This is a genomic window from Pseudomonas sp. Irchel s3b6 (assembly GCF_900187415.1).
In the GTDB taxonomy this organism is placed as follows: Bacteria; Pseudomonadota; Gammaproteobacteria; order Pseudomonadales; family Pseudomonadaceae; genus Aquipseudomonas.
The window spans coordinates 44,856-59,994 of record NZ_FYDM01000023.1; the positions used below are offsets into that span (position 1 = coordinate 44,856).

Annotated in this window: 9 protein-coding genes; 1 reads left to right on the forward strand and 8 read right to left on the reverse strand. The window is 61.5% G+C overall.

Translation table 11 applies throughout. The features are described 5' to 3' along the window. Positions 1-118 precede the first annotated feature (118 nt). From CKW07_RS23930 to CKW07_RS23965, 8 genes are all read right to left on the reverse strand, one after another. A complete protein-coding gene (locus tag CKW07_RS23930) occupies positions 119-1,555 on the reverse strand; it encodes an efflux transporter outer membrane subunit (RefSeq protein WP_095147349.1) in 1,437 nt (478 codons plus the stop codon). Positions 1,556-1,725: 170 nt separating this feature from the next. After that, positions 1,726-2,796 (reverse strand): HlyD family secretion protein, encoded by a 1,071-nt coding sequence (locus CKW07_RS23935; RefSeq protein WP_095147342.1) that lies wholly within the window; start codon positions 2,794-2,796, stop codon positions 1,726-1,728. A 25-nt stretch (positions 2,797-2,821) separates the two neighbouring features. Then, on the reverse strand, positions 2,822-4,360 hold the full coding sequence (locus CKW07_RS23940; RefSeq protein WP_095147343.1) for an MFS transporter: 1,539 nt from the start codon (positions 4,358-4,360) through the stop codon (positions 2,822-2,824). A 142-nt stretch (positions 4,361-4,502) separates the two neighbouring features. Further along, on the reverse strand, positions 4,503-5,423 hold the full coding sequence (locus CKW07_RS23945; protein WP_095147344.1) for a LysR family transcriptional regulator: 921 nt from the start codon (positions 5,421-5,423) through the stop codon (positions 4,503-4,505). 55 nt (positions 5,424-5,478) lie between these two features. Continuing rightward, complete coding sequence (locus CKW07_RS23950) at positions 5,479-6,126, reverse strand: TonB family protein (protein ID WP_095147345.1); 648 nt, start codon at positions 6,124-6,126, stop codon at positions 5,479-5,481. A gap of 189 nt (positions 6,127-6,315) precedes the next feature. Next, positions 6,316-7,683: an HlyD family type I secretion periplasmic adaptor subunit gene (locus CKW07_RS23955; RefSeq protein WP_095147346.1), complete on the reverse strand. Its 1,368-nt coding sequence runs from the start codon at positions 7,681-7,683 to the stop codon at positions 6,316-6,318. Further along, complete coding sequence (locus tag CKW07_RS23960) at positions 7,673-9,826, reverse strand: type I secretion system permease/ATPase (RefSeq protein WP_095082008.1); 2,154 nt, start codon at positions 9,824-9,826, stop codon at positions 7,673-7,675. The genes CKW07_RS23955 and CKW07_RS23960 overlap by 11 nt, the downstream gene beginning before the upstream one ends. A gap of 40 nt (positions 9,827-9,866) precedes the next feature. After that, on the reverse strand, positions 9,867-11,219 hold the full coding sequence (locus CKW07_RS23965) for a TolC family outer membrane protein (protein ID WP_095147347.1): 1,353 nt from the start codon (positions 11,217-11,219) through the stop codon (positions 9,867-9,869). Positions 11,220-11,572: 353 nt separating this feature from the next. On the opposite strand from CKW07_RS23965, the gene CKW07_RS23970 reads away from it, so the two are divergent. Continuing rightward, positions 11,573-15,139, forward strand: a 3,567-nt coding sequence (locus tag CKW07_RS23970; protein WP_141234479.1) for a retention module-containing protein, incomplete at its 3' end; no start/stop codon positions are given.

Consider the following 15,139-nt stretch of genomic DNA (forward strand, 5'->3'; position numbering starts at 1 on the left):
AGCCGTAACTCCCTGGCGGATGAACGGAGTCTACGACAGCCCCGACAAGCGTCAAGCAATTAGCCATCACCGTCACAAAACACAGGCGCCCTCGATGGATTGACAATCAACCCGGCACTCAGCGCAGTGCCAGATCACCGGCCAGCGGATACACCGACTCCCAGCCGCCCCCCAGCGCCTTGTACAACCCGACCATCGCCAGCGACACATCGGTCGCGCTTTGCACCCACTGCTCCTGGGTCGCCAGCAGTTCGCCCTGCACGGTCAGGACGTTGACGAAGTCGACCACGCCTTCGACGTATTGCCGTTGTGCCGTGCGCAGGGCGATCTGGTTCTGGCGCACGGCTTCGGCGAGGCTGTCGCGGCGCAGTTGACTGGTGTTGTAGCTCGTCAACTGGTCATCGATTTCATGCCAGGCGCGCAACACGGTTTGTTGGTAACCCAGCGCCGCCTCCAACTGTTGCGCCTCACGCAACTGGAGCACGCCGCGCAAGCGTCCGCCATCGAACAGCGGCAAGCTGAGCTGCGGGCCAATACCAAACTGGCGCGACCCCCAGGAGCCCAGATCACTCAGCTGCATGGCCTGCGAGCCAAAGTTGCCGGACAGCGTGATACGCGGATAAAAATCCCCCTTGGCCACGCCGATGCTGGCGGTGGCGGTGTGCAAACGAGCCTCGGCCTGACGAATATCCGGGCGGCGCTCGGCCAGTTGCGAGGGCAAGCCGATCGCAACCTGGCGCGGCGTCTGCGGCACCGGGACGTCTTTCGACAGTTCGGCCTGCAACGCTTGCGGTCGTTCACCCATCAACAGGCTCAAGGCGTTGATCAACTGCGCCTGGCGCTGCTGCAATGCCGGCAGCCGCGCTTCGATGGCGGCAACCTGGGCGGCCGCCTCGGCGACGTCCAGATCGGTGGCCACGCCATCCGCCAGGCGCAGTTGCGACAATTTCAGGCTATGCCGGGCAACCTCGAGGTTTTGCTCGGTGACGCCGCGCGTGCTCTGGACACCACGCAGCTGAATGTAATCCTGAGCCGTTTCCGCCAATACCGAGAGCAGCACGCCACGGCGATCATTTTCCGCCACTTCCAACGTGGCATCGGCGGCTTCGGTTTCACGCCGTACGCGCCCCCATAAGTCCAGCTCCCAAGCGGCTGAAAAGCCCGCCTCCCAGAGGTTGAATGCCGAATGACCATTGTGGCCGGACGGGTCGCTCAGGCCTTCGGCACTGTTGCGCTTACGCCCGTAACCGCCCGTTGCCGCGGTGGTCGGGTACTGTGAGGCGGTGATCACCTGACGGGCCGCGCGGCTTTGTTGCAGGCGGCTGCTGGCCAGTTGCAGGTCGAGGTTGTCGGTCAATGCACGGCGGCTGAGGGCCGACAGTTGCCGGTCGTTGAAAACGTCCCACCAGCGCTCATCTATCTCGGCGGTCACTGCCTGGCTGGCAGCGACCTTTTCCGGTTTCGACCATTGACTGACTTGAGGCGCGTGCGGTCGGACGAAGTCCGGGCCGACGGTGCAGGCCGTCAGCGGGAACAGGCCCAACGCAATCAGCATTGAGTAGCCAAGGCCTTTGTGGCGAGGGCGCTTGCTCCCGCTCGAGTGCGAAGCACTCGCGAACAAGTGATCGCGATCGATCAAGGCAACCGTATTGGCAGGTTTGGGGTCCGCTTCGCGGCCCAGCGCGAGCACGCTCCCTCGCCACAGAAATGTACGTTGATCGGCGCTCATCGCTGTGTCACCTCGCGCACACTCGTCGCCGGGCTGACGGTCTCGATACTCGCTTCCACCGACATCCCCACTCGCAAGCGTTCGGCCAGGGGTTGGCCTGGATCGAGCACAATCTTCACCGGAATGCGCTGCACGACTTTGGTGAAGTTGCCGGTGGCATTGTCCGGTTTCACCGAAGCGAAGGTCACGCCGGTGGCTGGCGCAATGCTCTGCACCCGACCGGTCAGCGCTTCCCCGTCGAGGCTGTCGACGTGCACGATCACGCCTTGCCCCGGCTGCACGTCAGTCAACTGGGTTTCCTGAAAATTGCCGACCACATACGCCTGCGCCAGCGGCACCACGGCGAGGATCTTGCTGCCCGGCGTGACGTAGGCACCGACCCGCACCGCGCGCTCGCCCACCATGCCGTCGACCGGCGCCACGATACGTGTATAGGACAGCTCGAAACTGGCCATCTCCAGCGCCGCCTGGGCGCGTTTCAATCCACCTTCAGCGGCGTCACGCTGGGCGCTGAGAATCTCGACCTGCTTGCGTTCAGCCGCCAACGAGGCGGTGGCGTTGGCCAATGAGGCACTGGCCTGGTCGATGCGGGTACGCGCCTGCTGAGCATTCTGCACCGTGCCGGCCCCCACTCCGGCGAGGTGGTTGTAACGGTTCAGTTCATGTTCGGCGAACGCCATTTGCGCTTTGGCAGCCACCACCGAGGCTTGCGCCTGAGCGATCACTGACACCTGACGTTCGAGCGTCGCCCGGGCGTTTTGCAGTTGCGCCTTGGCAACCAGGGTTTCAGCATCGGCGGCTTGTGCGGCGGCGCGTAGATCCCGGTCATCGATCAACGCCAGCAACTGCCCGGCCTTGACCTGCTGATTGTCTTCAACCAGCACCTCCTTGATAAACCCGGCCACACGCGGCGCGACCAGGGTGAAGTCGGCGACGACAAACGCATCGTTGGTGCTTTGCTGCGGCTTCTTGCCAAACACACCTGGCGCCAGCAGATAAACCAGCACACCAACCGCCAGTATCGCGACCGCGGCGCCGGTGAGTTTTTTCTTGGGTGACATCGTCATAAAAACCTTCTGTTTCAGTAAGCGTTCATGTCGCCGCACGCGGTGGATACATCCGCGTCGGAAGCCAGAAAATCAGCAGGATCAGCGCCAGCGCGACCCCGGCCATGCACAGGTACAAATCCGACGAGGTCAGCACCAGCGCTTGCTGGTGCACGCGATGAGCGAGGCTCGCACTGTCGCTGCCGGCCAAGGGTGAGTTGCCGAGACTGTCGACCAGCATCGTTGAATGAAAATGCAGACGCGCCGTGGTCAGGGCCTCCAGCACGCCGGTAGCAATCACTGCCGAGAGGCCTTTGACGGTGTTGAACCAGGCCGAGGCGAAGGGGCCTTCCAGCGGGCTGATGCTGCCGGTTGCCAGCATCAGCAGCGGCAGCACCGACATCGGCTGGCCGAAAATCTGCAGCAGTTGCAGCACATAGAAGTCATCGCGAATCCACACCGAGGTCAGCTGTGAACCACCGATGCAGGACAGCGCCAGCATGCTCAAGCCAATGCCCAGCACCCAGCGACAATCGACCCAGCGCAGGTTGCACAGCGCCGCCACCAGCGGCAGGGCAATCAGTTGCGGGGCGGCCATCAGCAACATCACCGGGGCGGTCTGGATGGGGCGATAGCCCTGGACCTGCGCCAGGTAGCTCGACGGAATGATGATCACCGCCAACAACACCACCAGCACCCCGGCCAGGGTCAGCAAGGCGAATGTCAGGTTGCGGATACCGAGCATCTGCAATTTGAAAAACGGCACCGGCTGCGACCATTCATTGATCAAGAACAGCACCAGCAACGCCAGGCCACCGCCGAGCAGCCAACAGATCAAGGTCGATTCGAACCAATCCAGTCGATTGCCCTGCAAAACACCGATCACCAGCATGCAGATCGCCGGAAACCCCAGCAGCAGGCCGCGCCAGTTGAACTGCTTTAGGCGCTCCAGACGCAGCGGGTCCTGGGGCAAACCGTAGGCTACCGCCGCCATGGCCAGCAGGCTGGGCACGATGATCTGCCAGAAGGTCCAGTGCCAGCTCACGTACTCGGTCCACAAGCCGGCCAAGGGGGTGCCCAGCCCCGGACCGAAGGTGGCGGTCAGGGCGTACCCGGCCAGGCCGTAGAGTTTCACGTTGGCCGGCAAGAACCGCAGGGCCACGGTCATCAGCATCGGCGGCAACGCACCGCCGGCCAGGCCTTGCAGCGTGCGCATCAACAGCAGGCTTTCATAGGTCGGCGCGAACGGAATCAACACACCCAACAGGGTGAACAGGCCAATGGCACACAGGGTGAAACGACGCAGGGAAAAGGTGACTGAACACCAGGGCGCAAACGCCATGGCCGCGACGGAGGTGGCGGTGTAACTGGCGACCAGCCAGGTGCCTTCGTCGTAACCAATGGCCATGGCGCCCCGGATATCGGCCAGGGCGACCTTGGTCACCATCTCGTTCAAACCCGACACCAGCACGGCCAGCAGCACCCCCAGCAGACCGATGATAATGCGTGGACCGAAGGCCGGCGGGGCGGCAACCACAGGTTTGCTGGCCGCCTCGAGCGTCGCGGGGACAGCGAGGGAAGTCATGTGCAGTGAAACTCCGGTTTGCAGAAATACCGGAGCAGTTTATGAAGGCGTACAGCTGACGAAAACTGACTTATTGGCAGGTTATAAGTGCGCTAGACGCACGATTTTAAATACCCCTCGCCACAAAAACAGTCTGTTGCCCTCAGGTCGGCTGCGCCGCGCGCCAGGTTTCATCACAACTGGCCTTCAGGGTTTCGCGCAACCAGCGGTGCGCCGGATCCTTGTCGTAACGCGGGTGCCAGGCCTGGGTCAGCATCAGGGTGGGCAGCGGAATCGGCAAGGTAAAGGAACACAGGCGCAACCCCAGGCGCGCGACGCTGTGCAGGGCTTCCTTGGGCACGGGCAGAATCAGGTCGGAGTCCGGCAGCACGAACATCGCCGCATGAAAGCTGGGGGCAATCAACGCCACCCGCCGCTCCAGTCCCAGGGCATTGAGGGCCGTGTCGATCGGCCCCCGGGCGATGCCACGACGGGACATCGCAATGTGGGAAAAGCCGGCATAGCGCTCAGCGGTGATTTCACCTTCAAGCAGGGGATGCCCTTCGCGCACCAGCCCGACAAAATGCGTGGTGAATAGGTTCTGGATCTTCACTTCCGGGGTGCGCGGACGTGTGTTGCTGATCATCAGGTCGATCCGCCCTTCGCGCAGCGCCTCATCGTCGCCATCGCCCTCGGGCACAAAACGCAACTCGCAGTTTGGCGCCTGGCGATTGAGGGTATCGATCAGACGACCGCCGTATACGCCGACGAAAAAGTCATTGGCACGCACGTTGAAACGGCGCCGCAAGGTGCGTAGATCAACTTCGTCCGCCGAACGGAACAGCAGCGCCGCTTGCTCCACCAGTTCGCGTACCTGGGCGCGCAATTCCAGCGCCTTGGGGGTTGGCACCAGTCCACGACCGGCACGCACCAGTATCGGATCACCCAGTGCCTCGCGCACTCGGGTCAGGGTCCGACTCATGGCCGCCGGGCTCAGGTTCATCCGTCGCGCAGCACCCACCACACTGCCCTCGTCGAGCAGGGCGTCGAGGGCGACCAACAGGTTCATGTCCGGTAATTGCATACTGCGCACTCGTGGCTAATCAGAATTGAGTCAGACGCAATGCTAGCAGTGTTTTTTACTCCGGCAGCCAGAGCGCGTGTTTCACGCTTTTTGGCAGCAGTACGCCGTACATCTCCGTTGGCGCGCCTTTACAGCGTCTAACGACTTCCGGCAGTGCACTGATCAGTTCATGGTTCAGTTGTGCGCCGTCCTCGGAATTACGCTCACCGGTAAACACCTGCATCAGCAGCGCCGCACTGGTCATGGCGAACGTCGACAGGCTGCTCAAGGGTCTGTCGGGATACTGGCTGCGGTACTTCACAACCTCATCATTCAATGCGCTGCAACGCTGGGAGAGCATGGCCTCAATGGCACTTACAGCCGCCGTGTACGCCGTGCTGCGGTCCGGTGTAAAGACCATGGTGTTCTGGGCATCGACCACCGCCGGCGAATCCGCTGTCACCGTCCAGGGCTGGAAACGCCATTGCTCGGCAGCCGCCTTCGCCGCCACACCGAACGCTTCGCGACTGGCTCTCAGCACTTTCACATCACTGACCGAGCCGTCGTTATGAATATTCAGGCTGACCCGCACCTTGCCCGCCTCATTGACCAGTTCCGGTGGGTACTTGGGCTTGGGCATGTGCGCCCCAACGGCGGCGGGTGGGAATGCCGCAAACACATTGAAAGAGCACAGCAACGCGGTGCTCAGCAGTAGAAGACGCATGGGAAAGTCCTTTTATAAGCGCCAGTAATGGCCTTGTAGAGCTCACTTCCTGTGTCCCTATCAAGGGTGTCATCGCGGACAAGCCTCGCCCCTCTTGGTGCTCTGCGTCGCTCACACTAGGGCGATTGCGCGCAGACCTTCTGCAGGTGCGAGACTTGCCCGAGATGGGGTGATCAGCCCCACCGTCGACTACCGCTCGTGCAACGCCTCCGCCCGCGCCTTGATGATCGGCTTGAGCAGGTAGCTGAGGATGGTTTTCTTGCCGGTGATGATGTCCACCGAGGCCACCATGCCGGGGATGATCAGCAGGGGCTTTTCATCGGTGCCCAGGTGGCTGCGGTCGGTGCGCAGGGTGATCATGTAGTAGGTGGTTTTCTTGTCTTCGTCGGTGATGGTGTCGGCGCCGATCTGTTCCAGCTTGGCTTTCAGCCCGCCATAGACGGTGTAGTCATAGGCGGTGAACTTGACGATGGCTTCCTGGCCAGGGTGCAGGAAGGCGATGTCTTGCGGACGGATCTTCGCCTCCACCAGCAGGGTATCGTCCAGCGGGACGATCTCGACCATGTCGCTGCCCGGCTGGATCACGCCACCGATGGTATTGACCAGCAACTGCTTGACGATACCCCGCACCGGCGAGGTCACCAGGGTACGGCTGACCCGGTCTTCCAGTGCCTTGCCGGTCGCCTGGGCCTTGTTCAGGTCGGTGCGTGCTTCATTAAGCTGGGTCAACGCTTCACTGCGGAACTTGCCGCGAGTCTCATCGATCTTGCGCTGCACTTCCTTGATCGCCGACTCGGCACGAGGGATGGCCAGGGTCGTGGCGTCCAGTTGGCCACGGGTTTCGACTTCCGCGCGCTTGAGTCGCAACACCTCCACGGGAGACACCGCCCCCTGAGCCACCAGCGGCTCGGACATGTTGATTTCCTGGCGCTGCAAGCCCAAGGCCTGGCGGTACTGCGCCTGCTTGGAGGTGAACTCGCGCAGTTCTTGCTGGCGCTGGATCAGTTGTTCCTGCAACCCGCCGATTTCGTCATGCAATTGCTGGCGACGGCTGATGTACAAGGACTCTTCGCTGGCCGCCTGGACAGGCACGGCTTTCATCACGTCATCCGGGAACGCCAACGGGCGGTCGTCGACTTCCGCGCTCAAACGCTCCACGCGCAGCAGCATGGACAGGCGGTCGGCTTCGGTTTCGCCGACGTTGGATACAAATCGCGTGTCGTCCAGGCGAATCAACGGCGCGCCGGCCTCGACGATCTGCCCTTCGCGCACGAAGAGTTCGGCGACGATGCCCCCTTCAAGATTCTGTATTTTTTGCAGCTTGGACGATGGGATCGCCTTGCCGTCGCCTTTGGTGACCTCATCGATCACCGCAAAGTTGGCCCACAGCAGCAGGAACAGGAAAAAACCGATAATGGCCCAGATGGTCAGTCGCACCACCCGTGGGGCGTCTTCGATCAACGCTTTGTTGACCTCGGGCAGGGGCTGGCCGTGCAGCGAATCGGTACCCTTGAAGTAACGACGGATCGAGTCTTTCATCCCGGACTTAAGCAACACTGATCTGCCCCTTCTTCAACGCTTCCATCACCACGGCTTTTGGCCCATCGGCCAGAATTTGCCCTCTGTCGATCACCAGCAACCGATCGACCAGCGACAGCAACGATGCCCGGTGCGTGACCAGCACCACGGTCTTGTTCTCGACCACGGCTTGCAGGCGTTGCTTCAAGCGCTCTTCACCGGTGTTGTCCATGGCGCTGGTCGGCTCATCGAGCAGCAGGATGGGAGGATTGAGCAGCAGTGCACGGGCCAGGGCGACGTTCTGCCGCTGACCGCCCGAGAGGTTTTGCCCGCGCTCGCCGACTTGCAGCTCGTAACCCTGGGGGTGCAACCGGGCAAATTCGTGCACGCCCGCCAGTTCAGCCGCCTGCAGCACGAGCTCGTCTTCCATGTAGCGCGCACCGGACACTAGGTTGTCGCGCAACGTACCGGCGAGCAATTGAATGTCCTGAGGCACATAACCGATGTTGTGGCGCAACTCGCTGACATCGATCTGGCGGATGTCGACACCGTCTACCAGCAACGCGCCGTCATCGGGCTGATAGAGCCCGACCAGCAGCTTGGCCAACGAGCTCTTGCCCGAGCCACTGCGGCCGATGATGCCGATCTTCTCGCCCGGCTTGATCACCAGGTTGATGTTCTTGAGTGCCGGGTTCTGTTGGCCCGGGTAGGTGAAGTTCAGCTGACGGCACTCGATGCCGCCTTGCAGCACCCGGCGACTGAGCGGGCGCTCTTCGAAATTGCGCTCTTGCGGCAGCTCCATCATCTGGTCGACCGACGTCATGGTGACCCGCGCCTGCTGGTAACGGGTCAGCAGACCGGACAGCGACGCCAGCGGGCTCAGTGCCCGGCCGCTGAGCATGTAGCACGCGATCAGGCCACCCATACTGAGGTTGCCGGCAATGATCTGGTACACACCGAAGACGATCATGATCACCCCCGCCAGTTGCTGGATCAGCAGGGTGATGTTCATCGACAGGCCAGAGAGCATTTTGACCCGCAGCTCGAGGCGGCTGAGGGTGCCAATGGTCTGTTCCCACTGGTATTGCCGTTCGCTCTCGGCGTTGTTGACCTTGACCGCATCCAGCCCGGCAAGGGTTTCGATCAGGCTCGACTGGCGCTCGGCCCCCAGCGCCATGGTGCGCTCCATGGTCGCCACCAAGGGTTTTTGCAGGTAATAGCCGATCAGTAAAGCAAGCGGGAACGCCAGCATCGGGATCCACACCAGATGCCCGCCCAGCAGGGCGATCACCAGGAAAATCAGCAAGGTGAACGGCAGGTCGATCAGGCTGGTGAGCGTCAGCGACGCCAGGAAATCGCGCAGGCTCTGGAACTCGTGGATGTTCTGGGCAAAGCTGCCGACCCGCGCGGGGCGGTACTTCATGGCCATGCCGACAATCCGCTCGAACAGCGTGGCGGAGATGATCAGGTCGGTCTTTTTACCGGCCAGGTCCAGGCACAGGCTGCGCAGGCTCTTGAGAATCAGGTCGAACAGGTAGGCGCCGGTGATACCGATGGCCAGCACCCACAGGGTAGCCTCAGCCTGGTTGGGTACGACGCGGTCGTAGACGTTCATCACGAACAGCGGCGCGGCCATGGCGATGATGTTGATCAGGAAACTGGCAGCGATGGCGTCGGCATACAGCCAACGCGAGCGCTTGAGGGTGTCACGGAACCAGGAACGCGCACGCGGGATCAGCGTGCCGTGGTTCACGTCGAATTTATGTTGAGGCTGGGCGAAGAAGGCTTGCCCGATGTAGTCGTCTTCCAGCAGCTCACGGCTGACCTGGACTTCACCGCCATCGCTTTCGCTGAGCAGCAGGCGCGCCTGGTCACCTTGCCACCCCAGCAGCACGGCACTGCGGTCGTCCTTGAGCAGTAACAGCGCCGGCAGAGCAATCGTCGGGATCTTGTCCAGCTTGCGTTGCAGCACCCGCCCCTGCAGACCGGCGCGAGCCGCCGCCCGTGGCAGCAACTCGACGCTCAGGCGCTGCTTGGGCAATGGCAGACCGGTGGTCAGCATGGCCGCGCTGGCAGGTTTCTGGTGCAACATGCAGAGCGCCAATAATCCGTCTAGCAACGGATCGTCGTGCACCGCGCGTGGATCATGATTGAGATGAACTCGACTGGCTTCTGATTCCACGCTCGATACTCTTGGCTATCAATTGAACATTAAATAAAGCTCAATTCATGCCAGGTAGCTGGACCTGGGGCTTCACGTCGTTCTGCACGACGGACGCCATCGGTGCGACCACTCCCTGGCTCTTGAGCAACTCGCCCATGGTCGCCTTGATTCGATACTGAGTAAATAACTGAATGTTTTTGATTTCGGCCAAACGGCGCGAAGCGTTGAACAATTCGTTCTCACTGTCGAGCAAGTCGAGCAAGGTCCGCTCGCCGAGGCTGAACTGTTGCTGGTAGGCCGAACGCACGCTGGTGCTGTAGTCCACGTACTTCTGGGCGATCGGCACTTGGGCGTTGGCGTTGTTCTGGGCGTTCCAGGCCAGGCCCAATTCTTCGTTCAGCACCCGCAGGGCATTGTTGCGGATATCCAGTGCCTGGTTGGACTGGTAGGCCTTGGACTCCAGGTCCGCCTTGTTGCTGCCACCGGCATACAGGTTGAAACGCATGCGCAGCATCGCCTGCCACTCGTTACTGTGGCCATTCTGGCCGTCAATGTCGTTGTCGGCGGAGCGCCCCAGTTCCGCATCGAAACGTGGGTAGAAGGTCGATTTAGCCGTGTCGTACTGCTTCTCGGCCGCCACGATGTCCGACTCGGCAGAGCGCAGGATCGGGCTGTTTTCCAGCATCTGCTGACGGGCTTCATTCAAGTCGGCTGGCAGCATCGCCATAAACGGCGCGGGACGCTCCAACTGGTCCGGCATCTGGCCCACGGCGCTCAGGTAGTTGACCTGGGCATCGGCCAGGTTGGTCTGTTCGGTGATCAGGTTGTTGCGCGCCTGGGCCAGACGGGCTTCTGCCTGGTCGCGGTCGGCGGTACGGCCTACACCGCGCTCGGTGCGCAGTCGGATCTGATCGAAGATGCGCTCGTGGTTACGCAGATTGTCCTCGGCCAGTTGCACGAACTCACGGCGGGTCAGTACGTCGAGGTACACCTGGGCCACGGTCAGCGCGGTGCGCTCGGAGGTCCCCAGCAGCGAGTAGGCGCGGGAGTTGACGGTGGCTTGTTGACGCCCGACTTCGCTGGACGTCGCAAAACCGTCAAAAACCATTTGTTGCAGGCGCAGACTCGACTCACCACGGTTCAACGTTTCCCAGTCATTGCTACCGGAGCCGGCACGCGTGGTGGTGTTGTCAGTCCCTTCACGACCATAACCACCGAGCAGATCGACCTTGGGCAGGTACCCACCCTGAGCCGCCTTGAGCTGGTAGTCGGCCGCCAGGCGGTTATTCACCCCTGCCTGGATTTCCGGGTGGACATCCAGTGCCTGTTGCATGGCTTGGGGCAGGGTTTGGGCTTGTGCAAAACTGGCGGCGAGGGCGAAAGGTAGAGCCTTGAACAGGTGCGAACGCATAAAAGAATTTCCCAGGACTTCTTGTCTCAGATCACAGCAGGTCGGGTGCTGTAACGGAAAATGGCAACCGGAATGTCCGTATGTCGGAAAGTTCAAAATCGGAACTGGATCACACGCTGGAGTACAGGTCGCCGCATAAATATCAATGTGACATTACTGGGACGATTGTTTAGGATGGCACCCAGAAGGTCAATAGTTTGGCATAAAGTTAATCGCGAAAAAACATAGCCAAATTATTGACGATTAAACGCGTCATTTGTACGTCTATTATTTTCAAAGTACGTCCAGACTGAAGTGGCATAAGCCCTTCAGGCCTATGGAAGCCTACTGAACGGAACACCGGAGAGTCCTCAATGAGCAGTGTTGTTGCCATCGTCAAAAGCATTGTCGGTCAAGTTTTTGCGGTGTCCCCTGAGGGCATCAGACGTGTATTGATCGAGGGCGATCGACTGTTCGTGGGCGATCAGCTGGATACCGGCCTGGCCGGTGCGGTGACCCTGGAGTTGGCTGACGGCCGCCTGCTGGACCTGGGCCGTGACACCCAATGGAGTGGCAGCGCACCGGATTCCAGCGCTGACCTGGCGCAAGCCACCGCGCAGGCCGCGCCGTCGGTGGAAGAACTGCAACAAGCGATCGTCGCGGGTGCCGACCCGACCACCGAACTCGAAGCCACCGCCGCCGGTCCGTCCGCTGCAGGCTCAGGTGGCGCGGCCGGTGGCGGCCACAGCTTCGTGATGCTCGACGAGACCGCAGGCCGCGTTGACCCGACCATCGGCTTCCCGACCGCGGGCATCGGCTCTGATGCCGCCGTTGTCGAGAACACCACCGGTGCCGAGAACAATAACGGCAACAACGCCCTGCGCGGCTCGACCCTGACGCTGAGCGCCACGCCGACCATCACCGAAGCCGGCGGCGTACTGGTCTACACCGCGAACGTGACCCAGGCGCCACTGAGCGACCTGACCATCACCCTGTCCAATGGCTCGATCATTGTCATTCCTGCCGGGCAGGTGAGCGGCAGCGTCAACGTGCCACTGGCACCGAACGACAGCGTCTACACCGACCCTTCGCAAATTACCGTGACCGTCACCGGCACCACGGGCGGTGGCGGCCTGGTGCTGACCGTCGACCCGACGCCTGCCGTCACCCAGGTCACCGACACCATTGATACCACCACGGTCACCCTGACCGCGTCGCCGACCATCACCGAAGGCGGCCAGATTACCTATACCGCGACCCTGACCAACCCGGCGCAAACCCCGGTCACCGTGACCCTGAGCAACGGCTCGGTCATCACCATCGAAGCCGGTAAAACCACGGGCACCGTGAACGTCGACACACCGATCAATGACGTCTACAACAACGGCAGCACGGTCACGACCACCATCACCGACGCTACCGGCGGCAACTTCGAAAACCTGGTGCCAAGCACCGCGCCTGCGGTTACCACCATCACCGATTCGGTGGATAACACCGGCCTGACCCTGACCGCCACCGACAGCATCACCGAAGGCGGCCAGATCACCTACACCGCGACCCTGACCAACCCGGCCGGCACGCCGATGACCGTGACCTTGAGCAATGGCTCGGTCATTACCATCGAAGCGGGCAAGACCACGGGCTCCGTGGTGGTCGACACCCCGGTCAACGATGTCTATGTGAATGGCAGCACCGTCAGCACCACCATCGCCGGTACGACAGGCGGCAACTTCGAAAATCTGGTGCCAAACACCGCGCCTGCGGTTACCACCATCACCGATTCGGTGGATAACACCGGCCTGACCCTGACCGCCACCGACAGCATCACCGAAGGCGGCCAGATCACCTACACCGCCACCCTGACCAACCCGGCTGGTACGCCGATGACCGTGACCTTGAGCAATGGCTCGGTCATTACCATCGAAGCGGGCAAGACCACAGGCTCCGTGGTGGTTGATACCCCGGCCAACGATGTCTATGTCAATGGCAGCACCGTCAGCACCACCATCGCCGGCACGACCGGTGGCAACTTCGAGAACCTGGTGCCAAGCACCACGCCTGCCGTCACCACCATCACCGATTCGGTGGATAACACCGGCCTGACCCTGACCGCCACCGACAACATCACCGAAGGCGGCCAGATCACCTACACCGCGACCCTGACCAACCCGGCCGGCACGCCGATGACCGTGACCTTGAGCAACGGCTCGGTCATTACCATCGAAGCGGGCAAGACCACGGGCTCCGTGGTGGTCGATACCCTGGCCAATGATGTTTATGTGAATGGCAGCACCGTCAGCACCACCATTGCCGGTACGACGGGCGGCAACTTCGAAAACCTGGTACCAAGCACCACGCCTGCCGTTACCACCATCAGCGACTCGGTGGATAACACCGACCTGACCCTGACGGCCACCGGCAGCATCACCGAAGGTGGCCAGATCACCTACACCGCCACCCTGAGCAACCCGGCCGGCACGCCGATGACCGTGACCTTGAGCAATGGCTCGGTCATTACCATCGAAGCAGGCAAGACCTCGGGTTCCGTGGTAGTCGACACCCCGGCCAACGATGTCTATGTGAATGGCAGCACCGTCAGCACCACCATTACCGGCACAACCGGCGGCAACTTCGAAAACCTGGTGCCAAACACCACGCCTGCCGTTACCACCATCACCGACTCCGTCGACGCCGTCACCGTCACTATCGAAAGCGCTGGCAACGTGCTGGAAAATGCTGCGCCGACCTTCACTATCAAGGTCGATCAGAAACTGGATCACGACCTGACCGTTACCCTGAGCAACGGTGAAACCGTGGTGATCAAGGCCGGCGCTACGGAAACCACCTACACCCTGCCCGTTCAGGGCGATGACGTGTACAAAGACGGCGAAACCCTCAAGTTGGGTATCGCCGATGCGGCAGTAGACGGTAAAACTTTCGAGAACCTGGTAATCGGCGACAAGGCTTCAGTGACCATCGGCGACACCGTGACTGAAGTAGTGGCTACGTTGACTGTGGATAAAACCACCGTCACCGAAGGCGGTTCCGTCACCTACACCGTGACCCTGACCAATGCTGCCGGCCTGCCAATGAGCAACCACGGTGAGCTGACCTTCAAGCTCTCCGATGGCACCACCATCACCGTGCCAGCCAACAGCACCACCGGCAGCGCCACGGTTGTCACCAGCAATGACATCTTCACTGGTGGCCAGCCTTCGCTGGTCAACAAGCTGGAATCCGTCAGCGGTGCCGAGCAGTTCGAAAAGCTGACCCTCGGCCAGGACGAATACACCACCACCGTCACCGACCAACCGGCCGGCGAAGGCGACCAGATCACCGTCACCATCGAAAGCAACGGCGACGTGCTGGAAGACGCCGCACCGAAGTTCACCGTCAAGGTTGATCAGGTCCTCAAGCAAGACCTGACCGTGACCCTGAGCAACGGCGATACCGTGGTGATCAAGGCCGGCACCACCGAAACCCCGTACGAGCTCAAGGCTCAGGGCGACGACGTCTACAAAGATGGTCAGACCGTCGAAGTCGGTCTTACTGACGCCGCCGTCGATGGCAAGTCCTTCGAGAACCTGGTACTCGGCGACAAGGCCGCCGTGACCATCGGCGATACCATCAGCGAAGTGGTTGCGACCCTCTCCGTCGACAAGACTTCGGTGATCGAAGGCGGCCAGATCACTTACACCGTGACCCTGACCAACGCTGCCGGCCTGCCAATGCGCGCCCATGGTCCGCTGGAGTTCACCCTGTCCGATGGCACCGTGGTCAAGATCCCGGCCAACGGTACGTCCGGTACTGCCACCGTCACCGCCAACGACGACATCTTCACCGGTGGCCAGCCGGCTATCGTCAACAAGCTGGAAAGCGTTTCTGGCGCCGAGCAGTTTGAACAGCTGACGCTGAATGACACCACGCTGACCACGTCCGTG

Bases quoted from the DNA above. Each gene is read 5' to 3' on its own strand.
- CKW07_RS23930 (WP_095147349.1), bottom strand. From the start codon at position 1,555: ATGCTGATTGCGTTGGGCCTGTTCCCGCTGACGGCCTGCACCGTCGGC.
- CKW07_RS23940 (WP_095147343.1), bottom strand. From the start codon at position 4,360: ATGACTTCCCTCGCTGTCCCCGCGACGCTCGAGGCGGCCAGCAAACCT.
- CKW07_RS23950 (WP_095147345.1), bottom strand. From the start codon at position 6,126: ATGCGTCTTCTACTGCTGAGCACCGCGTTGCTGTGCTCTTTCAATGTG.
- CKW07_RS23965 (WP_095147347.1), bottom strand. From the start codon at position 11,219: ATGCGTTCGCACCTGTTCAAGGCTCTACCTTTCGCCCTCGCCGCCAGT.
- CKW07_RS23935 (WP_095147342.1), bottom strand. From the start codon at position 2,796: ATGACGATGTCACCCAAGAAAAAACTCACCGGCGCCGCGGTCGCGATA.
- CKW07_RS23945 (WP_095147344.1), bottom strand. From the start codon at position 5,423: ATGCAATTACCGGACATGAACCTGTTGGTCGCCCTCGACGCCCTGCTC.